Origin of the sequence: Candidatus Accumulibacter contiguus, from assembly GCF_012940005.1 — a bacterium.
In the GTDB taxonomy this organism is placed as follows: domain Bacteria; phylum Pseudomonadota; class Gammaproteobacteria; order Burkholderiales; family Rhodocyclaceae; genus Accumulibacter; species Accumulibacter contiguus.
In genome coordinates this window covers 1-24,593 of sequence record NZ_SPMX01000072.1, presented here as the reverse complement: position 1 = coordinate 24,593, position 24,593 = coordinate 1, and the positions used below count along the sequence as shown (strand labels likewise).

Genomic DNA, 24,593 nt, shown 5'->3' with positions numbered 1-24,593 from the left:
GAGTTGGCGCAGTTCTTGCTGCGAGATCTTCAACAGCGTTTGGAGAAGCAAATGGATACCCAGGGTATTGATCAGATGTTGAGCATGTTGCGTACGAACTCGGCGGCGGCCGGCGGTCGTGCCGCCGAGGCGCAGAGCGCCGCCGCCGGCGGGTCGGACTTCGCCCAGGTATTGCAGGCTTCGATTGCCGAGGTCAATCAGACGCAGCAGCAGGCAGATGCGATGGCGGCAAATTTTGCCGCCGGCAACAGTAGCGAGAACCTGCACGAGGTGATGATCGCGCTGCAAAAGGCCAATATCTCTTTCCAGGAAATGATTCAGGTACGCAACAAGCTCGTCTCGGCCTACCATGACGTAATGAACATGCAGGTCTGACCCGGGACACGAGGCGCTTGTGTTTACGGGTCACTGCCCCCATAATGTCAGGCATGGTTGTAATTCCGGCAACCCGGAAGCGTTCTGGACGCGGGTTCGATTCCCGCCACCTCCACCACTACGGGGGTGCACTGGTCTCGACAGGGTGACAGATGGTGAGCAGGCAACCCGAAAGGCGACGGACGTAATCCGAGCAAAACCACAAACGCCAACGATGAGCGTTTCGCACTGGCCGCTTAGGCCTGCTGAGGACGTAGCCGTCCAATAAACAGAATGGCTATCGGCGGGGGCTTCGGCCCCCGCCGTCATTCCTGCCGGGGATTCTGCGATCCCTTTCTGATGCAATCAGCCAAAAACTCGCCGGATTCGGCTGCTTCAGGCTTCCTTCTCGGTCTCCTCGTGTTCGCTGAGATCGGTCAACTGCGTTTCCAGAGAGTCGAAACCTGGTGCTGCGGTTTGTTGCAGGCGTAACAGACGCCGAATGAGCCGTTGTTGAGCAAAAGTCTGTGATGGATCAGGTTTGCCGAGCAGGTATTCCGAGCCACGTTTGGTCATGATCACCATCGAGTTTGCATCAACACGGTAGCCCGTGACCGGTGAGGTCCTGATGCACGAGGAAGTCGGGAAGCGTGGATTGCTGCCATATACGCGTCCTTCGACGCACACCAGAGACTCGCCATCACGGGTGATCAGGTCCAGCATCTTCCAGTTGTTAAGAATATTCATTGCGCTGCTCCACCCTGTGCGAGACGCGAAATGCCGAAGAGGCCTTCGATTCTAAGCCATAAGTCTAATTTGAGGGGCTTTATGGGCCCTGGTGTCTGCCGAAGCAAACCGAATCCGATGGTGCCGAGCAGACAGCAATGTGTGAAGCAAAAACCATGCTAAAGAATCTGAGTCACATCTTTGCGTATTAAAACAGTACACTTCTTGCGAACTCCAGGTCCTGCCACGATTGCAGTGTAAAATTTTCCGACACCCATTCAGGCAGGGCAGGGCAGGGCGCTCGCGTCAAGCGGTGACGGCAAGAAGCGTGCTCGGGAAAGCCGCTGATCGGTTCAAGAGCAGGTGCAACCGTATTTCGCAAGGATCGAGTTTGGCCCTCACAGCAGGCTCCCAAGTTCGTCAGCACACAAGGGTTCAAGCTGCGCCATCTGTCGCTTGAGCACTTCGAGGGTCGCTTCGGACGCGTCGTGACCTTTTGCCAGCCGGCCGCTAACGCGTGCGCGCAATTGTGTCGGCGTGGCCTGCGGGGCGACGATGAAGAAAGCCACTCCGGAACATTGCGCCAGAGCGCGAAAGGTCTCGCGCCGCGAGCGCTCGAGGAAAGCGGCGTCGACGATCACCGACCAGCCGGCGGCGAGCAACTCGCTGGCCAGCTCATGCAGCCGTTGGTAGGTGAGATCACTGGCGTTTCTGGTGTAGATGCCATTGCCCGGCGCTGACTTGCTGCTGGCGGTTGGCGCGATGCCGAACAGGCGCTTGCGCTCGACGTCGGAGCGCAGGCGCAGCGTCGCTGCCGCCTGATCACCCAGCAACAAGCGTCTGGATGCGCGGCTTTTCCCGCAGCCGGTGACGCCGTGGGTGATGATCAGCCGCGCGGGCGGCGGCTTCACCAGGCGCTCGGCGAGTGCCAGGTAGGCGAGCGCCTGTCCGAGATCGGCGTTCGTCTGGCTGGCCTGGATGGCCGCCACCTTGGCCCGCACCAGCGCGCGATAAACGGCATAGAAGCGCAGCACCTGTACCGCGTTGTAGTCACCGCTGCAACTGAGCCACTCATTCACCAGCCAGCCGGCGAGGCCAGCCCGGCCCTGGTCGTACAGATCGATGTAGGTGAAGGCGATTTCACTGGCGACGTCGATCCAGCGCAGGTCTTCGCTGAACTCGATGCAGTCGAAGATCTGCACCTGACCGTCGATCAACACCAGGTTGCGAAGATGCAGGTCGCCGTGACACTCGCGTACCCGCCCGGCCGCCTTGCGAGTGGCAAAATGCGGCGCCAGGCGCGCGAACTCGGTGCGTGTCCAGGTCGCCAGTCGCGTCAGTCGCGTCTGCAGCTCGTCGCCGGGCAGTAGCCTCAGCAGTTCGTCAAAGTTCTCGAGTGCTGGAGCCAGCACCTGTTCCGGTTCGCCGAAGCGTGTCGATAGGGGTGCCGAGTCCGCACGCTCGTGAAATTCGACAAGCGTAGCGGCGAGTTCGGAGATCTGTCGCGCCTGCAGTTGGCCGCGTCTACAGAGGTGGTCCAGGCGGCCGGCTTCGGCGAAGCGGCGCATCCGTACCGCGAACTCGATGGCCGTGCCGGTGCCACCGATCTGCGGGTTTTCCGGGGAGCCGACGATGGGAACGACTGCCAGGTAGATCTGCGTGGAAAAGCGGCGGTTCAGGCGCAATTCGGCTTCACAGCAGACGCGCCGCTGCTCTAGCGTGCCGTAGTCGAGAAAGGGCAGAACCACCGGCTTCTTGATCTTGTACACGTAATCACCCGCCAGCAGCAGCCACGAGGCATGCGTCTCGATCAGCTCGACCTGCTGTGCCGGGTCGGGATAGCGTGCCGGATCGAGCAGCGCGTGGATCAGCGGGGGCAGGGGTTGGCGCATCATTCAAGCTCTGCAGGGTCTGTCGTGGCAAGTCAGGCGGGTCAGCGCCTGCTCGATGCTTGGAGAATGAATACGCAAGATTCGGGATGATCCTTTCCGTCCACTCCAGGGTCCGGGGAGCCTGTCTGGTTCGCCCAGCTTGCGCCAGTGTTGCGCAAGCCGACAATCTACACTCTTGCTCGGCACTCTGCCAACAGTACGCTGCTTCGCCGGTGCGCCGACATTTGACGCCCATTCGGGTAGCGCGGATACTTGGCGTGAGAGGGGCGATACCGCTCGCCAATGGGTAAGCACAGATGCGCAGAGTAAGTCAGGGCTTGCAACGTTCCACATGGCGTCTGCTCGGGCTGCTGATCAGCATGCCGGCAGCGGTCGTGCTCTTCGGCAGCGTCTTCATGGTTGCTTCGGAGTATCTCGAGGGCAAGCCGATGGGCTTCTGGTCGAGTCTCGAATGGGCTTCGGAGACGCTGACCACCACAGGTTATGGCGCTTACGCGCCGTGGCAACACCCGCTGATGATCGTCTTCGTCATTCTGACGCAATTCGTCGGGATGTTCTTCCTGGTCCTGGTTTTTCCCTTCTACGTGATGCCTTACATCGAGGAGCGTTTCGAAGTGCGCCTGCCGCACCGCTTGCCGGAGATGAACTGACGCATCCTGTTCTATCGCTACGGTGCCGCGATCGAATCACTGCTCGACGAGTTTCAGCAGACCGAAACCCCCTTCGTCGTTTTCGAAGAAGACCTGGAACTCGCCCGCAACCTGCGCAATCGCAGCTACGATGTGGTTTTCGGCAAGCTCGACGAAGAACCCGAGGTGCTCTCGGGCGTCGAAAATGCACGTGCCGTGGTCGCCAACGCCGACGATCACGCCAATGCAATTTGTATTCTGATCGCTCGTGAGCGCGGCTTTTCCGGACCCATCTATGCACTTGCGGGTGATCCTCTGTATCGGCCACCGATGCTGCAGGTGGGGGCAACCGAGGTGTTTACGCCGTCGCACGTGCTTGCTGCGGCCTTGGCCGCCCGGGCCAGTACCCGCATCAGCCCGCCAGCCGATGGCATGCACCTGCTGGGCAGCCAGGTCGGGCTGGCCGAATTTCGCGTGCGTGCGGGCAGTCCGCTGGCCGGCAAGCGGCTCGGTGATCTGCAGTTGCGCGTGCGCTACGGCGTGACGGTGATCGGACAATGGGTCTGTGGTGCCTTCAACACGGCCAACGGCCCGGATACGTGCATCGAAGCGGGCGCCATTCTGGTCATCGTCGGCGCGCAGGCGAATCTGGAGAAAGTCGAACGTCTGGCCCTGCCGATCCGCCGCAGCGGCCCGATCGTGCTCGCCGGTTACGGCGAGGTGGGCAGAAAATTCGTCGAGATGCTCAACGATGCCGGCGAAATGGTGATCGTGATCGATCGGGATGTGGCTCCAGGCATCGACATCGCCGGCAACGTGCTCGAACACCGAACCATGGAGCGTGCCAGGATGCGTGAGGCGAGCGCCGTGGTCCTGGCTTTGAGCAACGACAGCGAAGGCGTGTTCGCCACCGCAGTGGTGCGGGATTATGCGCCGCAAGTGCCGCTGATCGTGCGCGCCAACCGGGCACAGAATATTCCTCGTCTGTACCAGGCTGGTGCCGATTTCGCCCTCTCGGTAGGCCAGGTCGCCGGGCAGATCCTGGCTTATCATTTGCGTGGCGAACAGGCGGTCGCCGTTGAACATCGACTGAAGTTCATTCGCGTCGTCGCCGGCCTGCTGGCCGGGGGGCATCCATGGCGCGATCAGGTGCGCGAGCGAACGGGGGCGGTGGTGGTCGCGGTCGAACGCGGCGACCGCGTGCTGGTCGAGTTCGACGACGCATTCATGGTCCGTCCCGACGACACGCTGTTTGTCTGCGGAACACCCGACAGTTTGGAACGTTATCTGCGCGAGTTCGAGGCCACCCTGGCCGACAGCCAATACTAAAGCCAGGCCGTAGCCCATGCAGGCTACGCTCGCGGTGGCCGTTTCCTGCGCCAGACGGGGAGCAAGGCAGCGAGCTTGTCGCGATGCGACAGGCGTTCGTCGGAGAGCGCCTCGAGGAAGTCCGAGAGTGGTTTCGACTTGACAACCGCAAAACCCGTAAGCAGCACCGACGGGATGGCCACCAGGGCGAAGAAGAGGATCCGGTCGATCAGCTCATCGTGGGCGGCGTCGATCAGATTGATGCCGAGGAAGCCGGTGGTGATCGTCGCCACCAGACCGGCGGTCGTCACCACGGTGAGCCGGACGACCGTATTGGCCTGCCGGCGCAGGCTGTCGCTGTCGAGGTACTGGCTCATGTCCTGGATCTCCTCGCGTAGCTCGGTGTAGAGACTTTCCGTGCCGAGATGGTCGCCGGTGATCCTGAACAGGGCGCGCGCCTGCATCTGGTCCGAGACCTCGTGGAACCAGTAGCGATGGCTGAAGCGCAGGAAGACCTCGAGGATCTGCCGGATCGCGCGCTTGAACTGTTTGACCGATTCGGCGTGACCGATCTCGAGCCGGTTGAGCGCGGAGACCAGCCGATCCGAGAGCATCAGCAGCGCTGCCTTGTGGAAGTGGGGAATCAGAAAGAGCAGGAAGAACTGGTGGCGAAACTGGCCGAGGAGGCCGTTTTCCAGACCGGTGAAATAGGCTTCGCGTGCGCTGCCGACCATCACGAATGCGTGCCCGCAGGACATCAGCCGGGTTCCCGCTGGCTCGGCTTGCGGATGCCAGTAGCGATCGTAACAATAGCGCGATTCGAAGCCTTCGAGGTGCTGGTCGGAGTAGGGCAGCGAACCGGGCTTTCCGGGGCCGGCAACCAGCACCAGGCGGGCAAAGTCGCCGCGCGTCAGGGCGCGGGGATCGTCCACGGCCAGGTAGGCGAGCAGGGGCATGCGGTGATACTCGATCTGTCGGTAGCGCACCAGGCCAATCTCGCCCGAGTGGTGCTGCACCAGCGGGCGGAGCAGGAATTCCCAGTGCGAGGAGATGCACGGCGCCCGGCAGCGAGAAACGAATGACAGGTATTTGCTGCGCTTCTCGTAGTCGGAAACGGACAGCACCTGGCCGGCGGAATCGATCCACTCTGCACGCTTGAGGCAGTGGCCGCCACTGCCATCCTCGTCCCAGTACGGCGGGTACGCGCGACCGAAGCGGTACAGCGTGTCCTGTACCTGTCGTAGTTCGAGGTCATCGGCGGCAATCTCGACGACCAGGATGACGACATCGATGTCGTAGAAGAAATAGAGATCGAGATGCACGATGTCGAAGTCGATCGGCTGATCGCTCTCCTTGAAGGTCATGCGCACTTTTGCCACGTCGTGGCGGCGGAAGACGCGGATCGGCGATTCGCCAGCGTGCGACGAGGCTTCTTGACCAACCCCCTCACCGTACAGAAAACGCTGAACATAGGGCAGGAAGGTGACGAATTCGCTGTAATGGCGCTCGTGGAATTGCTCCGGGTCGCCGCAGAATTCGTCCGCGAGTTCGCGCCACGGGTTGTCGGCCGAAACCTGCTCCAGCAACTGGCTGTGGTTCTGCAACGGGCCATCGTCGGGCAGGGGCATCAGCTGCAGCGGCCACAGCAGGATCTGGCGGAAATGCCTGACTCGCAGCTTGGCAGGATTCGTTGCAATTTCCATTGGCACCTCCGGAATCAGATCAACCTGCCGGATTCCGGCTTTCGCCGGAATGCGTGCAGGGATTGCAGTCAGCAAGGAAAAATGTACAAGCTCCTAGGCTTCAACCAGCGATTTCTGCCAATAGCCTGGCGATCATGCGCTCGGCCTGGTGCAGATAGCCGCTGCCAAACAGATTCAGGTGATTGAGTACGTGGTAGAGGTTGTAGAGCGTCTTGCGCTGTTCGAAACCGTCGTCGAGTGGCCAGGCTTCGCGGTAGGCGGCGTAGAAGCTGTCCGGAAAGCCTCCGAACAGCTCGCTCATCGCCAGGTCAGCCTCGCGGTCGCCGAAATAGACCGCCGGATCGAATAATGCCAGCTTGCCCGACGCGTCGGTGGCGGCGTTGCCATGCCACAGATCCCCATGCAGCAGACTCGGCTGCGGCTGATGATCGACGAACAGCGCCGCCAGTTTTTCGCTCAGGCGTTCGCCGCTGCGGATCAGTTGGTTGTGCTGGGTGTGTCGCTTTGCCCGTTCGAGCTGCGGCAGCAGACGCTGGCGGGCGAAGAAGAAAGGCCAGTTGCGATGCCAGGTATTCGACTGTGGCGTACTGCCGATGAAATTGTCACGGTGCCAGCCATACTGTGCGCCCTGGATGCGGTGCATGGTCGCCAGTGCATGCCCGGCTGCGCTACCCTGGGTTCTTTCGCGCAAGGCTTGCAGGGGCAGGTATTCGAGCACCAGGTAGGCTTGCCGGGCAGCGACGCCGTGCCCGAAAACATGTGGCACCCGCACTGCCGGGCAGCCGGCCAGCGCGCTCAGGCCGTCGGCTTCGGCGGCGAACATCTCGGCCAGACCGGCGTCGTTCAGTTTGACGAAATAGCGCTGCCTGCCGCTCTCGACCAGGAGAGCGCGCGAGATCGAACCGCCGCCGATGTCGCTGACAGAGTCGATGCCCGGCGGCGATCCGTTGTCGCTGCCGATCACCTCGCTCAAGGCTTTTTGCAGCGCGCTGTCCAGATGGCAATGAAGCGGAATCATGGTGTCCTGACTGCCGCCGGCTGGCGATCTATTGGACCCCGGCAGACTGTGGTCGTGGCGCCAGCACGACGCGATTGCGTCCCTGTGCCTTGGCCATATAAAGGGCTCGATCGGCGCGGCTAACGAACTCGGTGGCGGACTCGCCGGCAATATAGTCGGCGACACCGATCGAGACGGAGATATTGCCGATCAAGGCTTCCTTGTCGCCACTGCGCCTGACCCGGCTGGCAAAGACTAACGCGCGCAGCGCCTCGGCCAGGCCAATGGCTCCGCCGCGAGGCGTTTGCGGCAGGATGACTGCGAACTCTTCGCCACCATAGCGGGTCGCGGTGTCCTTGCCCTTGACGTTTGCGCGCAGGATCTGGCCGACACTGGTCAGTACCTGGTCACCGAAGACATGTCCCAGGGTATCGTTGAGCCGCTTGAAATGGTCCAGATCGATCATCAGCAGGCATGGCCCTTGCGCCTCTCGAGTCGCCTCCTTGAGGCAGGCGTCGAGTGCCAGATCGAAGCCCTTGCGATTGGTCAGGCCGGTCAGCGCATCGATCAGCGCTTCCTCACGGGCGCGAGCCACTTCCTGCCGCAGTTGCTGGGCTTCGCGTCTGCTCTCCTCGAGTCGTATCTGCAGCGTGCTGATCGCCTCCTGCATTTCCCGAGTACCGCGCAGGATGTCCTCAACACCGCTTGCCAACGACCCGCTGCCCCCTGGCAGGTGTAGTGCGTCGGTCCAGCTTTCCAGTGAACCGCCAAAGCGGGACGCCTGTTCGCCGGCGGTTGTCGCCGACTCCGAGATCTGCTCGACAATATGGTTGACGCTGTCGCCGATGCGCAAGGCGGTTTTCGCATCGAAGTCGGCCACATGCCTGGCATAGAGCGCATAGGTGGTGGCCTCGTTCAGTCGCCCGTCCCGTTCGATCTGCGCGTCGACCGCTGCCTTCAGCTCCGGATTGGTGCCTGCCACGTACTCGTACCAGATGGTATAGCTTGCCGGGTGCAGGCCGGCATCCTGCTGGCTCATGCGCTTGAGTGCGAGTCGCAGGTAATCTGCACTCTGCGCGGTACTGTGACGATACTTCATGGTGCACTGGTCTCCGGGATCTATTGTGGGTTGCAGGCTCGGCCTGAGAGAGTCTGGCTTGTGGTATGGTCACCAGGCAGGGGGATGCTGCCACGACGCAAGAGGATTTCGACCTCGTCGGGCGGCAGTGGACGACTGAACAGATAGCCCTGCAGCTTCGGACATTTCGCCTGCTGAAGAAACTCGCATTGCTGGCGAGTTTCGACGCCCTCGGCGATCACGTCCAGATCCAGGCTGCGCGCCATGGCGATGATCGCTGTGGCGATCCCCGCATCGTTGGCACCGTCAGGCAATCCACGAACGAAGCTCTGGTCGATCTTGAGCATGCCGATCGGGAAGCGCTTGATGTACGAAAGCGACGAGTAGCCGGTGCCGAAATCGTCGATCGCAAAATGCACCCCCAGTGCCCGCAGGCGATACAGTCCCTGAACCTGCCTGGACTCCGGATCCATCAGGATGCTCTCGGTCAATTCCAGTTCGAGCTGCTCGGCGCTGATGCCGGTTTCGGCAATGATTGCCGCGACCCGGTCGAGGAAACTGGGCGAGCGCAACTGGCGCGCCGACACATTGACCGCCACCCGCGCGGTACACACCCCGCGCTGCTGCCATTCCAGCAACTGGCGGCAGGCGGCATTGAGCACCCACTCCCCCATCGGAACGATCAGACCGCTTTCTTCGGCTACCGGGATGAACTGCGCCGGTGAAACCATCCCGTGCTGCGGATGTTGCCAGCGAATCAGCGCTTCGATGCCGACGATCGTGCCGTCTGCGGCGCTCACCTGTGGTTGATAGAGAAGGCGGAATTCGTCTCGTTCAAGACCCTTGCGAATATCGCTTTCGAGCGCCATGCGCGCCGTCGTCTGCGTCGTCAGTGACTGGTGATACAACTGCCAGTTGTTGCGTCCCTGATCCTTGGCGTGGTACATCGCCGTATCGGCATGCTTGAGCAGCGTCGCGGCATCGTCCCCGTCAGCGGGGAAGAGGGCGATGCCGATGCTCGAAGTCACCGTGATTTCCTGTGTGCCGATCAGGAAAGGCCTTGCGAGCAGCGCCTGCAGTCGCGTCGCGACCATGCTGACGGTCTGGGTCTCGTCGACATCGGGCAGGACGACGGTGAACTCGTCACCGCCCAGACGGGCAAAGTGCAGACCGGATTCGTCCAGCGCCGGCCGAGCGACGAAATCACCGGCGCGCAGCTTTTCCTTCATCCGGTCGGCGACGGCCTGCAGCAGGTAGTCACCGGCACTGTGGCCGAGCGTATCGTTGATGCGCTTGAAGCCGTCGAGATCGAGGAACAGCAGCGCCACCTGGTGATGGTTTCGGCGTGCGCGCAATAACTCATGGTCGAGGCGTTCGAGGAAGTTCTGGCGATTCGGCATGCCGGTCAGCGTGTCGAAGTAGGCCAGACGGCGGATTTTGTCCTCGTTGAGTTTCTGGGTGGTGATGTCACGCACCACGATCACCACCTTGTCCACTCCGTTTGGCGCGATGCGTGCTTCGTAGTAGTGGCTGCCGTCCGGCATCGGCAGCTTATAGAGCACCGTTTGCAGATGGCCTCGCAACAGAGCCAGTTCGATACCCTGCTGGATCGGCATTGCCACATCGGCTGGCAGGACTGCCGCCATGTTCTTGCCGAGCAACTCGTTGGCGGAAACGAAGGCCGTTGTGGCGTAGCCCTGCTTGTAATCGAGATAGGTGCCTTGCCAATCCATGACGAAGATCATGTCGGGAATCGCTCGCATGATCGCCGCCTGCTTTTCCTTGAGTTCGCTCAACTGGCGCGCCGCTTGCGCCGAGCGCAACACGTAGCGCGCCCGATGACCGAGGATCGGCCAGTTGATCGGCTTGGCGACGAAATCGTTGGCGCCTGACTCATAGGCCTGGTTGATCGACGCCAGATCGTCCATGCCGGTGACCACGATCACCGGCACCCGCGCCATGTCCCAGCGCTGGCGGAGGCGACGGCAGACCTCGAAACCATCGATGCCTGGCATCTCGACATCGAGCAGCAGCAGGTCTGGCGGCGGATCGTCGAGCATATCGAGGGCCTGTTCGCCATCCGCTGCCTCGAGCACGTCGAATCCGAACTGGGCCAGCGTCTCCCTTTCCAGCATCCGCATCACATAATCGTCGTCGACGATCAGCGCCGTTGGCAGTGCGTGCTCTGCATTCGAGAGCATGGTCGATTCTCCTCTTGGTCGAGACGATCCGCTGGCGGCGTGGCCATGATCGGGTCACTTTGCGGCAGCCATCGCAGGAGGATAGACCGAAGCCGCTCGCATGGGAAGGGTTTACTCGGCATGTAATTCTGCCAGCGCCGCAAGGACACGCGGCAGCTCTTCCTCGGCGCTCGCCAGCAGAGGCCTGGCGCCTTCGACGGTGCTGCTGCGGCCGATCATCTCCAGTGCCTTGCACAGTGCCGCCAGCGTATCGGCACCGACATTGGCGCTGCTCGACTTCATGCCGTGCGCCGCCTTGCGCAGCGCTTCGGCGTCGCCGGCGTCGGCCGCCGCGCGTATCTGTGCCAGACGCGCCGGCGCATCGGCGAGGTAGGCATCGATCACCTTGTTCACCAGCAGCGCACCGTTGGCTCCCGGCAGGTGGCGGATGCTATCGAGGGCGCGTGGATTGATGACGATCGGGGCTACGCTGGGTTCTGCTTCACCATGTTCCACTGGCGGCAGAGCGGCAAGCGCGGCGTCGCCTTGCGGCAGCCAGCGCAGGAGGGTAGAGCGAAGCCGCTCGCAGGTGAAGGGTTTGCTCAGATAATCATCCATGCCCGCGGCGAGACAGCGTTCGCGGTCGCCCTCGACGGCGTTCGCGGTCAGCGCGACGATCGGCAGGTGGGTGGACAGCAGGCCCTGCTGTTGCCGGGAACGGATTTCCCGGGTCGCTGCGAAGCCGTCCATTTCCGGCATCTGGCAATCCATCAGCACTAGGTCGAAGGATTCCCGCGACAAGCGTTCGATCGCCACTCGACCATTCTCGGCCAGGCTACAGGTCACCCCGAGCGATTCGAGCATGGCGCTGGCGACCGCCTGGTTGACCGGGTTGTCCTCGGCGACCAGCACCCGCCCGCCGAGCGCCGCGGCGTTTGCCGCGGCCGGTGACGGGGAATGTTGCCGCTCGCCGGCGTTGATCGACAGGGCGGTGGCGATGGCATCGTAGAGGTCGGACTGGCGTGCCGGCTTGGTCAGGTAGCAGTCGATCGCCGCCGCCCGGCGATCCGGATGCTTGGCGCCGATGCTGACCGAAGAGAGCATCACCAGCGGCAGCGCGGCGTAGCGCGGTTCTGCGCGAATCGCTCGCGCCACTTCAAAGCCATCCATGCCCGGCATGTGCAGATCGAGGATCGCCAGGTCAAAGCGCTGGCTGCTCGTCTGCGCGAGTGCCTGCAAGGCCTCTTGTCCACTTGCGGCACCGCTGTAGTGCATCGACCAGCCCTGCAACTGGTGCGCAAGGATTTCGCGATTGGTGGCATTGTCATCAACGACGAGGACCGCGAGTCCGTTCAGGCGCTCGGCAATAGGGATCACGGTGCGCGCATCGGCGTTCTGCTTGGCGAGTGACAACTCGAACCAGAACAGCGTGCCGTGCCCGACCTGGCTGACCAGGCCGATCTGACCACCCATGATTTCGACCAGTCGCTTGGTGATCGCCAGACCGAGGCCGGTGCCACCGAAATGCCGGGTGGTCGAACTGTCGGCCTGGACAAAGGCGCCGAACAGGCGGCTTTGCGCTTCTGCGGGGATGCCGACGCCGCTGTCCTCGACTTCGAAACGCAAACGTGCTTGCTGCGGGTTCTCGTCCAGCAGCCTGACGCGGATGACGATCATGCCCTGAGAGGTGAACTTGACGGCGTTGCTGACCAGATTGGTCACGATCTGGCGCAGACGCACCGGATCTCCCAGCAGTGCCACCGGCAGGTCGTGCGGCACGCTGCAGATCATTTCCACCCCTGCGGCTTCGGCAGGCTGGGCGAACAGATCGCCGACGTCTTCGACGAGTTGCCGGAGGTTGAATTGGATATTCTCGATCTCGAGCTTGCCGGCTTCGATTTTCGAGAAATCGAGGATGTCGTTGATGATGCTCAGCAAATGCTCGCCGGACTGGTACACGGCATCGGTGAAGCGCCACTGCTGCGGGCTGAGCTGCGTGGCACGCAGCAATTCGGTCATGCCGAGAATGCCGTTCATCGGCGTGCGGATTTCGTGGCTCATGGTGGCCAGAAACTGGCTCTTGGCGCGGTTGGCGGACTCGGCGGCCTCCTTGGCCAGGGAAAGCGCGAGCGTGCGTTCGGCAACGACCTCTTCAAGATGGCTGCGGTGGCTGCGCAGTTCCGCATTGGACTGGTCGAGTTCGGCGGACTTTTGCTGCAGGACTGCTTCCACCTGACGGCGCCGGGCAATCTCCTCGGAAAGCGCCTGGTTGCGTTGCTCCAGCGCAGCCAGGTGACGACCCGATGCCGCGTTCTCGTCCTGCAATTGCAATGCTCGTCGTCGCATCCGGCCAAAGCCGAGAGCAGCCAGCAGCAGTGCAGCCGAGAAGACGCCCAGAACATAGAGGTAAGTCGGTGAGGCCATGGCGCCGTAGACCTCGGCTTCCGGGCCGAGCGTGAGCATCGACAGGGTAGTGCCCGCGATCGCGGTGCGCAAGGCCAGGAGAGTACTGAACGCTTCGCCCCCCGGGATTTCCGCGACGGGAACCAAGCCGGTTCTCCGGCAGCCCGGCAAAGGCGCGCCCGAGAGCCCTGGACAATTCCGTCAACTCGCCGGCGGAGGGGATGTTCGTCCCCTCATCCGTCAGCAGAAACTCCTGGTAGTTGTCGGCAGCAGCCTCATCGTCACGGCGACCGATCAGCAGCCGCGACAGCAGACGCAGGTCGCTGATGGTCACGATGGTGCCGCTGAAGACCCCTTTATGGAGCACCGGCGAACTGGCGATGAGCAAGCAGTTGCGGGTGTCGATCTGCAGTTGTGGAATGTTCCCGGGAATGGACGGTACTGCGGGCAGTTCTGCGGCGTCTGGTTCTTGCTGGCCCGCTTCGGCAAGGATTGTTCCCTCCTTGCCACGAAAGACGATACGCGTATAGATCGCCTGTCCGCGCAGGGTTTTCTGTTCGATCTGTCGGCGGAAGCGCTGCTCGATGGCATCAAGGCTTGCATTCAGGCCGTATTGCGGGGACATGTCGAGCGCTCGATTGACCAGATAGGCGTCGATTTCGTGGCTGCCAGCCAATTCGAGAACGGATTGCCGCCGCTCGGCCACAAAGTCTGCAAGCGCGGCTGCTCTGCGCTGGCTGTCCGCCACCAGGCGGGCCGTCGTGGCGGCTCGCAGTTGCGATTGCGAGGAATACAGGCCCCACAGCAGAACCGCCATGAATGCAGCAAAGCTTACGGCCATGATCCATGGCCAGTGCAGGATGAGGCGGCGGTGAAGGGACATCGTCAAGCGCGTCAGTGCTTCTCGGCAAAAAATCCCGGGAAGTAGCGACGGATACCAGGGTAATACTTGTCCACCAGTTTGTCGTAGGTTCCGTTGGCCTTGATCTGACGAAGATAGGTGTTGAAGGCCTCACGCAACATGGGCGCATCCTTGGGAAATGCCGTGGCGAGATCCTGATGCTCGGAGATCGGCCCCAGGATCTTGATCTGGCCCGCCCATTTCTTCAGGTCAAGAATGGCGTCCGGCACGTCGAGGAGGGTCAGTTCCGCCTCGCGATTGAGCAGGGCCGGGACCATTTCATTCAGGTTCGTACTCTTGGTATAGGCCTTGAGGTCAAATCCGCCCGTCTTCAGACCATAGTTGCCGGGGTCAAGGCAGGTTCGCTCCATGATCAGCAGACTCTTCTTGCCGATCAGCGCCTTGGTCTCGCGAATGTCGGCCAGCAAGTCCTTGCTTCCCTTGATCGGCTGTAGCGGAGACTGCGCCGGCGCGACCAGGAGGACCTGCGACGGGAAGGTCGGATCCGAATACAAGAGCACCGCCTCGCGCCACGGCAGGATCGTAAAGCCGGTGGCGATGACATCACCGCGGATCGGATAATTGCCGGCAAGCGAGACCTCGGACCCTTTGCGGACGACGTCCTTGCCAAGCAGATCGCGAATGACGGTGTAAAAATCGCTATATACCAGCTGGTAGCTGACGCCAAGATGCCGGGCAAAGCCCTGCATCAACTCGACGTCGAAACCGTCACCGGCACCAGTGACAAAATTTGCGTACTTGATGCCCAGGTGGCGCAACTCGCCACGGGCCCTGATTTCAGGGAGGTCGGCCGCCATTGCCGAGGTGCAGAACGCCATCGCCAGAGCGATCGCACGCACCAGCTTCAACACAAAAATCGTCATCACAGTCCTCACTTTCGGGAAGTCGTTGCGTGTTCGTCCATCAGCGCCTGCAGGACGCGCAGCAGTTCCTGGTCAGCGCTTTTCAGCAGGGGCCTGGCGCCTTCGATGGTGCCGCTGCGGCCGATCATCTCCAGCTCCTTGCACAGTGCCGCCAGACGCTCTGCGCCGACGTTGGCGCTGCTCGACTTCATGCCATGCGCCGCTTTGCGCAATGCGTCGGCGTCGGTTGCCGCATGCATCTGTGCCAGGCGCGCCGGCGCATCGGCGAGGTAGGCGTCGATCACCTTGTTGACCAGCAGCGCGCCATTGGCTCCCGGTAGTTGACGGATGCTGTCGAGGGCGCGTGGATTGATGGCCGGCTCAGTGTCGGCAGTCTCTGCCTGGCCGTGCAGTGCTGGTGGCGGAAGCGCTGCCGGGGTGGACGTCGCCGCCCCCGTGTCCGCACGCGGAAGCCAGCGCAGAAGGATCGACGACAGGCTCTGGGCGGTGAAGGGTTTGCTCAGATAATCGTCCATGCCCGCGGCGAGACAGCGCTCGCGGTCGCCCTCGACGGCGTTGGCGGTCAGTGCGACGATCGGCAGCTGGCGGCGCAGCCGGCCCTGCTGCTGCCGCAAACGGATCTCGGCAGTCGCCGCGAAGCCATCCATTTCGGGCATCTGGCAATCCATCAGAACGAGGTCGAAGGATTCCTGCGACAAGCGTTCGATCGCCACCCGACCATTCTCGGCCAGGCTGCAGCTTATCCCGAGCGATTCGAGCATGGCGGCGGCGACCATCTGGTTCACCGGGTTGTCCTCGGCGATCAGCACCCGCCCAGCGAGTGGTACCGTGCTGGCAGCGGCGACCGGCGGCGAGGACTCACGCTGCGGCTCGCCGGTACGCAGCGACAGCGTGGTGGCGATGGCGTCATAGAGGTCGGACTGGCGCACCGGCTTGGTCAGGTAGCAGTCGATTGGCGCCGCCTGGCGCTCCGGATTGTCGGCGCCGACGCTGACCGAAGAGAGCATGATCAGCGGCAACGCGGTGTAGCGCTGGTCGGCACGAATCGCGCGCGCCACTTCGAAGCCATCCATGCCCGGCATGTGCAGATCGAGAATCACCAGATCGCAGCGCTCGCTGCCCATCCGGTCGAGGGCCTGCAGGGCATCGTGCCCACTCGCGGTGCCGACGCAGCGCATCGACCAGCCCTGCAACTGATGGGCGAGGATTTCGCGGTTGGTGGCGTGGTCATCGACGACCAGAACCGAGCGTCCGCTGAGCTGCCCGGTGAGGTCGAGTACCGTTCTCGCATTGGCGTCCTGTTTGGGGAGCGCCAGCTCGAACCAGAACAGTGAGCCCTTGCCGACTTGACTGACCAGGCCGATCTGGCCGTGCATCATCTCGACCAGGAGCCTGGCGATCGCCAGACCGAGGCCGCTGCCACCGAAACTCCGGGTCGTCGAACTGTCGGCCTGGACGAAGGCGCTGAACAGGCGGCTCTGCGCTTCTTCGCCGATGCCGACGCCGCTGTCCTCGACTTCGAAGCGGAAATGGGCCTGCTGCGGGTCCTCGTGCAGCAGTTTGACGCGGATGACGACTTCGCCCTGGCGGGTGAATTTGACGGCGTTGCCGACCAGATTGGTCAGGATCTGGCGCAAGCGCATCGGGTCGCCCTCGACCGCCACCGGCAGATCGTGCGGCACGCTGCAGACCATTTCCAGCCCTTTCCCCTCGGCGGGCTGGGCGAACAGGTAAGCGGCGTCCTCGACGAGTTGCCGCAGGTTGAAGTGAATGTTCTCGATCTCGAGCCTGCCGGCTTCGATCTTCGAGAAATCGAGAATGTCGTTGATGATGCCGAGCAGATGCTCACCGGACTGATACACGGCATCGCTGAAGCGCCGTTGCTGTGGGCTCAACGTGGTGCTGCGCAGCAATTCGGTCATGCCGAGAATGCCGTTCATCGGCGTGCGGATCTCGTGGCTCATGGTCGCCAGGAAATCGCTCTTGGCGCGGCTGGCCGCTTCGGCGGCGTCCTTGGCGACGCGCAATTCCGCCGCTTGCTGCTCAACCTGGTCGAGTGCCCGGCGCAAGGCTCGCAGCGGCAACACGCGCAGCGCAATGAATACGCCGACACCGAGCAGCATGGCAAATGCCGCCGCTGCCAGCGTGCCGAGCAGGGTGGGCCGGAGCGAGCGCGCAATCTCCAGGCGGCCGACCGGGTGACCGCTGTCGAATACCGTCGTCGCGTGCGTGACCAGCGGCGAAGGAAGCGGATCGTCGCTGGCGGCAATCAGCTTGTCGTCGCTGCCGAACACCCGGCGGGTTTCTTGGCTGCCGTCGGTGGGGCGGCGATCGAGCACCATCAGCAGGCGATCGGGCTGGAATTTCCAGAAATCGGGATTGCCATTGATCAGCCCGGTGACCAGGCGGCCGTTGATCTCGCTCTCGGCGGCGAGAGTCGCGTCGAGGTTGGAGCGCGCGAAGACGTAGTATGCCGTGGGCAGCGACAGCACGATGGCCAGACTGACACTGGCGGCAATGCCGGTAAGCAGGCGCTCCATGGTGAATGGTCTCGTCGCTTTCATCGTTTGTACGACACCAGATGGCCGTTGGCTTCCAGGATGGCGCGTCCCTGTGGCGACCTGACGAACTCGATGAACTGCAGCGCAGCACCGCTGGGCGCCCCCCGCGTGACCATCGCCAGCGACTTGAAGTGCCGGTAGGAACCGTCGGCGAGGGCGGCCACCGACGGCGCCACGCCGTCGAAAGAAAGCATGTTCAGTTTACGGTGCTCCGAGAGGATCAGCGCCAGGGTGCTCACCGCCAGTGATCCCGGCAGCCGCTCGGCGTGCTCGGCGGCTTCCTGGTCGGTCGCAGCCATCACCATGCCCTGCCGCTTGGAGGCGATCGTCAGCGCTTCGGCGATCCCCCGGGACAAGGACGCGAGGAGCTCGCTATCGATGTCGGCCTTCGGCCGCAGTACGAGGCGTACCGGCTGGCCATCGGACCAGGTGAGTGTACGACCGGCAAGCAGGTCGGCCAGCGCCGCTGGCGTCAGATTCCCGATTCCCGGCTTGCTGGTGACCAGCACGAATGGCGAACGCCCGTATTCGAATGCCACCAGTCCCGCCGCATGGTGTGCATCGCTCAGCGGACGACTGAGCAGTGCGATGTCGATCGCTCCGGCCTGCAGTGCGCGCAAAGCGCCCGAACTGCCAAGGTCGGGCATGATCGTCAGCTCGAATTTCGACGCGGCCTGCCTGGTGAAAGCCTCGCCGAGGAGCTTCATGGTGCCCAGCGCGCTACCGGTGCCGCCGACCCGGATTGGCTCGCCGCTGGCGCTGCGGACGACGCCGAGCAAGATCAACAGTACGGCTAGCCATAGAGCGCAATGCCTGCGTATGCCGATGCTCATGCCGAGCTTGAAAGCGAGGCCAGGCATCAACGGACACGCAAATGACCAAGCGCCTGGTCGAGGTGTTCTGCCAGGTCACGCAGGGCCTGTGCCGACTGCGCCGTGCCCTGGGACGCCGAGTAGCTGGTTTCGGCCATCTGGGCGATCTGCTCGACCCCCTGGGCAATGGTCTGGCTGGCGAGGCTTTGTTCCCGGATGGCGCCCGAAATGCTGCCGACCGTAGTGATCACCTCGTTGGTGCGGCCTTCGATTTCACCGATCGCCTGACCCGCCCGGTCAGCCAGGACACCGCCCTGCGCGACCTGGGCAACGCCGTCTTCCATCTGGTGGACAGCCGCCTTGGCGCCGTCCTGAATGTGGCCGATCATCTCGCCGATCGAGTGCGTGGACGTCGCCGTCCTTTCGGCGAGCTTGCGCACTTCGTCGGCGACGACCGCAAAACCGCGCCCCTGTTCCCCCGCCCGTGCCGCCTCGATGGCGGCGTTGAGGGCGAGCAGATTGGTCTGATCAGCGATCTCGCGGATCACTTGAACGACCGCCGAAATGTCCTGCGAGCGGCGTCCGAGTTCGCTCACCGTCGTCGACGCCTGGCGAACGAAACCGGTGATCTGGTTCATCGCCCCCACCGCCTGGTGAATCACCTCGGCGCCCTGGCTCGCTGCCTGCCCGGAGGCGATCGAGAGCCCTTGCGCAGCGTGTGCGTGCTCGGCCACCTGATCGATGCTGACGCTCATTTCCTCGACCGAAGCCGCCATTCCGGTCGCCGCATCGCGCTGCACCTGTGCGCTGCCGCTGACCTGTTCGGCCGCAGTCACCAGCGCGAGCGACTGTTCGAGCATCGTTGCCGAGGCCTTGCGGACGCTGCCGACGGTCGTTTGCAGATTCTCCGACATCTTGCCGATGGCCTGCTTCAGACGGCCGACCTCGTCGACACTGTCGCCCGTCAGCCTGCCCGTCAGGTCACCAGCGGCAATCCGGTCGGCCACCAGGGCGATTTCCTGCAGCGGCCGCGTGATCCAGTGCCGGGCCACCACGAAGCCGCTGAGCAGGGCAGCGACGATGATCAGCAGCGCCATCCAGGCGATGTCACGGACGGCGGTGTCGGCGCTGCTCCTGATTTCCTCGAGGTAGCTGGTAGACACGACCACCCAGTCCCAGCCCGGAAAATGATCAAAAACCGCGACCTTCTCGCGCGCGCTGGTCTCGCCGGGATTTGCCCACTCGTAGCGGATGCTTCCTGACTTCTTGTCGACCATCTCGCGAACGAACTCGAAACCCCGACTGTCCTTGGCTGCCAGCAGGTTGGCCCCTTCCTTGGTTGGGTGGATGGTCGCGACACCTTTCTGCTTGCCGGCGTCGAGTGCGGCGACATAACCCGTAGAACCGACCTGGATCGCCAGGATGCTCTTCTTCAAAGCCTGCAGCCCTGCGGTAAATTCCAGCCCGACGAAAAAGGCGCCGACCACCTTGCCCGAGGCGTCGCGTACCGGAACGTAGTGGGTCATGAAATCCCTGCCGAATAGCGAGGCCTTGCCGGTATGGGGCTGACCGGCAAGCAAGGACTGGCGCGCAGGATGGTCAGTGCCCAGCAGGGTTCCCGTCGCCCGCGCGCCATCCTCCTTCTTCAATGAAGTGGCGGTGCGCAGGAAATCGTCGCCCTGGCGAATGAATATCGTTGCCACGGTTCCGGCCTTTGCCGTGAAGGTGTCGGTGAGCTCGATGCGATCATCGATCCGCATTCCGCCATGCAGCAGTTGCGGCACTGCACCTGCTTCGACCAGTTCAAACGGCTTGTCGAAGCTGCCCGAGAAAATCCGGCCGCTGCGCTCGATGTCGTTGCGCAGACTGCGGTCGTAGGTATCGAGCATCGACACGGCCAGGCGATTGATCTGCCTGAGTTCGTCCAGCGCCGTGTGGGTCAGTTGTTCGCGCAGATGCGAAGCGGTCCACCCCGTGGCGGCGAGAATGATGGTCAGCAGAACCAGACCCTGCACCAGATTGAGTTTCAGTGCGATGCTAAGATCGCGGAAGCGATGCGGCATTGGAATTCCTTTTCCCCTGGGGGTGGCAATGATAGCCATATTGGTTGGGTAACGGCAGCCGGGGGCGGATCCTTGAGGCGAAAATGTCGGGTTAGGCTGCACTAACCCGACCGGCATTCACGGCAAGCGGAGCAGCGCCGGGATCTCATCCGCTGGCAGCGGGCGGCTCAAGTGGTAGCCCTGGATTTCGTCGCAGTGATTGGCGCGCAGAAACGCTCCTTGCGCTTCGCTTTCCACGCCCTCGGCGATCACGGTCAGCGACATGCTGTGCGCCATGGCGATGATCGCCAGCGTGATCGCGGCGTCATCCTTGCCGACGACCAGGTCGTGTACAAAGGACTTGTCGATTTTCAACTGGTCGATGGGGAATTGCTTCAGATAATTGAGTGAAGAATAACCGGTGCCGAAATCGTCGATCGACAAGCGGACGCCGATGGCCTTGAGCGCATGCATGGTCATGATGCTGCCCTGTACGTCCTTCATCAGCAGGCTCTCGGTGATCTCGAGATCCAGATAGCGGGGTTCCAGATCGGTTTCCCGCAGGATCTGCGCCACCATGCTGACCATGCCGGGACGCAGGAACTGGCGGGGCGAAAGGTTCACCGCCATGCGCAGCGTCGGCAGGATACTCTGCTGCCAAGCTTTCGCCTGTTTGCAGGCGGTTCTGAGTACCCACTCGCCGATACTTTCGATCAGGCCGGTTTCCTCCGCCAGGGGAACGAAATCGAGCGGCGAGATCAGCCCGCGCTGGGGATGCTGCCAGCGCAACAGGGCCTCGACACCGATGATGCGGCCCTGGCGCAGATCCAGCTGCGGCTGGTAATAGATCTCCAGTTCCTGACGCGCCAGGGCATGGCGCAGGCCCTGTTCCATGGTCAGCCGTTCCAGGCTGCGGGCGTGCATGTCGTGGGCGTAGAACTGGATATTGTTGCGGCCGCTCTCCTTGGCCCGATACATCGCCGTGTCGGCGTTTCGCAGCAAGGTTTCGACATCGCCGCCATCCTTGGGAAACAGGCAGATGCCGATGCTCGCGGTGACCACACACTCATTGTTGCCAATCTGAAACGGTGTTTCGAGCATCGTCAACAGCTTGTGCGCGAAGTCCACGACGCGGTCTTCCTGACGCAAGTCCTCCAGCATGCAGATGAATTCGTCACTACCGACGCGGACGATGGTGTCGTCCTTGCGACCACAGACCAGCAGCCGCTCGGCGACGGCTCGCAGCAGGGCATCTCCGGCGCTATGGCCCAGGCCCTCGTTGATTTTCTTGAACTGATCCAGGTCGACGAACAACAGCGCCAGGCTCTGGCCGGTTCGGCGCGCGCGCGCGATGGCATGCCTGAGGCGGTCGCGCAGCAGGCCGAGGTTGGGCAGACGGGTCAGCGCGTCATGGTTGGCCTGATAAATCATCTGCTCGGTCAAACGGCGCGTTTCGGTGATGTTGCTGAAGGCGATGACGACACCGACGACCCGCATCTGCCGGTCGTGGATCGGGGCCGCCGAAGCACGGATGGCGTATTCCTGGCCAGCGAGGTTGCGCAGGATCGAGGGCTCGGGCAGCCTCACCAGCGCACCTGCTTCCAGGCACAAGGCAACCAGATTCACCGCGCTGTAGCGCTCGTGCTCGCGGACGACCTGGAACATGCTGCCCAGCTCCTGCCCACGCAAAGCGCCTGGCGCAGCGCCGAGCAGACTTTCGGCGACCGGATTCAGGTACTGCACGGCCCCCTTCGCATCGGTGGTGATCACGGCATCGCCGATCGAGTGCAGAGTGACCTGGGTACGTTCCTCCTGTTCGAACAGCGAACGGATGAGCAGGAGCAGGCGTTGCCAGCTCCACAAGGGACAGCTCAAGCCCTGCACGAGTAGCGCTGCCGCCGGCGGGAACCAGAGCTGCGTGGCATAGAGCAGGACGAAGCTGCTGATGAGGGTCAGCAGCAGCGACAAAACCGCCACTGGCAGGGTCCAGCGCGCCGGGCAAGCGCTTTGGAGCAGCATCGGGAAGAACACCAGGACTCCGCTCAGCAGCAGCGTCCATTGGCCAGGCAAAGGCTGGATGGTCAAGCCTTGCCGCAGCGCATCGAGAACATTGGCATTGTATTCGACGCCCGGCATCAGCCGCGAGTAAGCGGAAAGTGGTGTGGGCAGCGCATCGGCCATGCCGCTGGCCGTCGCGCCGACCAGCACAAATTTGCCACGAAAGATTGCCGGCGGGTAATCCCCGTGCAGGACGTCGCGGTAGGAAAAATGCGGAAAACTCCCCGGCGGGCCGACAAACGGAATCAGGATGCGATAATCGCGGCGCCAGGCGCCAGGCGATGGTGGATCGGTGTGTGGGGCGCGCTCGCCGGGGAGCACCCGCCCGGCAGTGGGATCGCCCAGCTCGAGCATGGCCAGGGCCAGCGTCGACCAGCACGACGATCCCAGGCCGGCCTTGAGGAAAACGCTGCGGGCAATGCCGTCGAGGTCGAGTTCGACATCGACGTGGCCGATGCCGGCGGCCGCTGTTCGCAGCGGCGGGATCGGCAAGGTTTCCCGCAACTCGTCACCGATGCGGTGCTGTTCATTGAGCAGCGGCAGGACGACGTGGCCGTTGGCCGCCAGGGCGCTGGCCAGTTCCGCATCGGCGCCAGGATCGCTGGTCTCGGGTTCGGCGAAGACGATATCCAGACCGATTACCCTCGCCTCGGCCGCAGAGAGCTGGCGGATCAGTTGCGCATGGATACGCCGCGACCACGGCCAGCGTCCGATTTCCCGCAGGCTTTGCTCGTCAATGGCGACGATCACGATGTCCTCGGCCGGCGCGCGCGACCAGGCCGTCCGATTCCAGTCGTAGAGGAAGAGGTCCCAGCGATACAGGGCGTTCGTATCGCTGAGGAGCAGCGCGGCAGCCGTCAATAACAGCGAGACAAGGATCCGTTTGGACCAGCCAGAACGGGCCTTGAACGTTGCAATCACGACATCCGGATCAAAAGATCAACACCAGCGCGAGCAGGATCACCAGTGCTGCCGGCCAGTAGTTGCGCGAGGGAAGCTCGATCCGCTGCACCGGACCATACGGTCCCACGTAACCGTCGGCCTCGATGGTGCGTACGCGCAGGTAATAGACGCCGGAATCCGGGCGAGGCAAGCTCACCTGCGCTTCGGATACCCGGCTTTCCAGTTCGAGAATCGTGAAATCGACATCCCTGGCCAGTTGAAAGTCGTATTGCAGGCCGGGCGCAGCCGTGCCCCAGCGGAAGGTCAGGCGGTCGGCAGCCAGTTCGGGGGGCTGCATCTGCGCTGCGGCCTGCAGCCGGAACGCTTGCGGGTCGCTGAACGGACCCTCTCGTCCGGTCGGGTCGCGGACAGCGACCCGCCAGAAGTACTGCCCGGGTTCGAGCGGCTGTTCGACGGTCAGGCGCGATTGGCGATGATCGTCCTGCTTGAGCAGCGGGGTCAGGAAGCGTTCGTCATCGGCCAGCTGAAAGAGGTAGCTGGCGGCGCCTTGCGGTTCCGACCACTCGAAGAGCAGCGGTTTTTCGACTACGCCGCCCTGGTGGGGGGGGGCGGACGAGGAGCGGTGGTTCGGGCCGGGCATGCAGGCGGAAACGGTGTTCGGCGTCGCTTCCCTCGAGACCTCTGGTGTCGATACTGCGAATCCGGAGTACGTAATTTCCATCCGGCAGGTCCGGCCCACGCATGCTCGAAGTCGACGAGACGGCGTCGAACACGAGGAGGTCGAATTGTTGGCTTCCCACTTAAGCCGGGACAATCTCTAACTTCAATGGGTTATGCACAACCCGGTGGCGGGACTTCCTCGGTAAGGGAAGTTCCCCCATCTGGTTGAGCAGCCAATCGAAAAGATCAGGGAAAGAGGTGCTAAACAGACGTTCGGCTGCGATAGTGCCGTCACTACGTCTCACCCCATAGTTGTGGATAACCGTTAGCGCAGCCAGGCGGCATTTCGTCAGACCTCGCCCGTTATGATACAACTGGGACAAGCGGCCATTGCGCCCTTCGACGGCGGAGGAGCTGCGATGGAACTGTCGCACCATCCATTCCCCCCATTCTAGCCAGCGCTGCAACTCACTCTCGGAGAATCCCGAATGGAACGGGTCTG

General features: G+C 62.8%; 18 protein-coding genes and 1 other RNA gene. 5 read left to right on the top strand and 14 right to left on the bottom strand.

What is annotated here, in order from left to right:
- Window positions 1–51 precede the first annotated feature (51 nt).
- Both fliE and ssrA read left to right on the top strand, forming a co-directional pair.
- Window positions 52–375: a flagellar hook-basal body complex protein FliE gene (gene fliE, locus E4Q08_RS20015; RefSeq protein WP_034917677.1), complete on the top strand. Its 324-nt coding sequence runs from the start codon at window positions 52–54 to the stop codon at window positions 373–375.
- A 4-nt stretch (window positions 376–379) separates the two neighbouring features.
- Window positions 380–683: a transfer-messenger RNA gene (ssrA, locus tag E4Q08_RS20010) on the top strand.
- Between the two features lie 67 nt (window positions 684–750).
- Here the strand turns inward: ssrA and E4Q08_RS20005 are convergent.
- Window positions 751–1,101 carry a hypothetical protein gene (locus E4Q08_RS20005; RefSeq protein ID WP_034917660.1) on the bottom strand — a complete coding sequence of 117 codons (351 nt, stop codon included), beginning with the start codon at window positions 1,099–1,101 and terminating at the stop codon, window positions 751–753.
- Between the two features lie 377 nt (window positions 1,102–1,478).
- Window positions 1,479–2,975: a bifunctional aminoglycoside phosphotransferase/ATP-binding protein gene (locus tag E4Q08_RS20000; protein ID WP_248595030.1), complete on the bottom strand. Its 1,497-nt coding sequence runs from the start codon at window positions 2,973–2,975 to the stop codon at window positions 1,479–1,481.
- A gap of 293 nt (window positions 2,976–3,268) precedes the next feature.
- Between E4Q08_RS20000 and E4Q08_RS19995 the strand changes: the two genes are divergently transcribed.
- Both E4Q08_RS19995 and E4Q08_RS19990 read left to right on the top strand, forming a co-directional pair.
- Window positions 3,269–3,622, top strand: coding sequence for an ion channel (locus E4Q08_RS19995; protein ID WP_169071663.1), 354 nt, complete (start codon window positions 3,269–3,271; stop codon window positions 3,620–3,622).
- A gap of 3 nt (window positions 3,623–3,625) precedes the next feature.
- Entirely contained in the window at window positions 3,626–4,930 is a 1,305-nt protein-coding gene (locus tag E4Q08_RS19990; protein WP_308240185.1) for a potassium channel family protein, read from the top strand.
- A 23-nt stretch (window positions 4,931–4,953) separates the two neighbouring features.
- On the opposite strand, the gene E4Q08_RS19985 is transcribed toward E4Q08_RS19990, so the two are convergent.
- From E4Q08_RS19985 to E4Q08_RS19965, 5 genes are all read right to left on the bottom strand, one after another.
- Complete coding sequence (locus E4Q08_RS19985; protein ID WP_169071661.1) at window positions 4,954–6,612, bottom strand: hypothetical protein; 1,659 nt, start codon at window positions 6,610–6,612, stop codon at window positions 4,954–4,956.
- A 100-nt stretch (window positions 6,613–6,712) separates the two neighbouring features.
- Entirely contained in the window at window positions 6,713–7,630 is a 918-nt protein-coding gene (locus E4Q08_RS19980) for a fructosamine kinase family protein (RefSeq protein ID WP_169071660.1), read from the bottom strand.
- Between the two features lie 28 nt (window positions 7,631–7,658).
- Window positions 7,659–8,708: a GGDEF domain-containing protein gene (locus E4Q08_RS19975; RefSeq protein ID WP_169071659.1), complete on the bottom strand. Its 1,050-nt coding sequence runs from the start codon at window positions 8,706–8,708 to the stop codon at window positions 7,659–7,661.
- Window positions 8,709–8,728: 20 nt separating this feature from the next.
- Window positions 8,729–10,888, bottom strand: a complete 2,160-nt coding sequence (locus E4Q08_RS19970; protein ID WP_169071658.1) for a putative bifunctional diguanylate cyclase/phosphodiesterase — start codon at window positions 10,886–10,888, stop codon at window positions 8,729–8,731.
- 111 nt (window positions 10,889–10,999) lie between these two features.
- Entirely contained in the window at window positions 11,000–13,363 is a 2,364-nt protein-coding gene (locus E4Q08_RS19965) for a response regulator (protein WP_169071657.1), read from the bottom strand.
- Between E4Q08_RS19965 and E4Q08_RS19960 the strand changes: the two genes are divergently transcribed.
- Window positions 13,341–14,198 (top strand): hypothetical protein, encoded by an 858-nt coding sequence (locus tag E4Q08_RS19960; RefSeq protein ID WP_169071656.1) that lies wholly within the window; start codon window positions 13,341–13,343, stop codon window positions 14,196–14,198. The two genes, E4Q08_RS19965 and E4Q08_RS19960, sit on opposite strands and share 23 nt — an antisense overlap.
- Here the strand turns inward: E4Q08_RS19960 and E4Q08_RS19955 are convergent.
- The 7 genes from E4Q08_RS19955 to E4Q08_RS24140 all read right to left on the bottom strand — a co-directional run.
- A complete protein-coding gene (locus E4Q08_RS19955) occupies window positions 14,165–15,055 on the bottom strand; it encodes a transporter substrate-binding domain-containing protein (RefSeq protein ID WP_169071655.1) in 891 nt (296 codons plus the stop codon). The genes E4Q08_RS19960 and E4Q08_RS19955 overlap by 34 nt on opposite strands.
- Window positions 15,056–15,063: 8 nt before the next feature.
- A complete protein-coding gene (locus tag E4Q08_RS19950) occupies window positions 15,064–17,595 on the bottom strand; it encodes a response regulator (RefSeq protein WP_169071654.1) in 2,532 nt (843 codons plus the stop codon).
- Between the two features lie 20 nt (window positions 17,596–17,615).
- Window positions 17,616–18,476: a substrate-binding domain-containing protein gene (locus E4Q08_RS19945; protein ID WP_169071653.1), complete on the bottom strand. Its 861-nt coding sequence runs from the start codon at window positions 18,474–18,476 to the stop codon at window positions 17,616–17,618.
- Window positions 18,476–20,491, bottom strand: a complete 2,016-nt coding sequence (locus E4Q08_RS19940; protein ID WP_169071652.1) for a methyl-accepting chemotaxis protein — start codon at window positions 20,489–20,491, stop codon at window positions 18,476–18,478. Before E4Q08_RS19940 ends, E4Q08_RS19945 begins: the two co-directional genes overlap by 1 nt.
- A gap of 117 nt (window positions 20,492–20,608) precedes the next feature.
- Complete coding sequence (locus E4Q08_RS19935; RefSeq protein ID WP_169071651.1) at window positions 20,609–23,449, bottom strand: EAL domain-containing protein; 2,841 nt, start codon at window positions 23,447–23,449, stop codon at window positions 20,609–20,611.
- A gap of 10 nt (window positions 23,450–23,459) precedes the next feature.
- Entirely contained in the window at window positions 23,460–24,152 is a 693-nt protein-coding gene (locus E4Q08_RS19930; RefSeq protein WP_169071650.1) for a hypothetical protein, read from the bottom strand.
- A gap of 79 nt (window positions 24,153–24,231) precedes the next feature.
- Window positions 24,232–24,593 (bottom strand): DUF6399 domain-containing protein (locus tag E4Q08_RS24140; protein WP_248595029.1); only part of this gene is annotated, 362 nt, incomplete at its 5' end.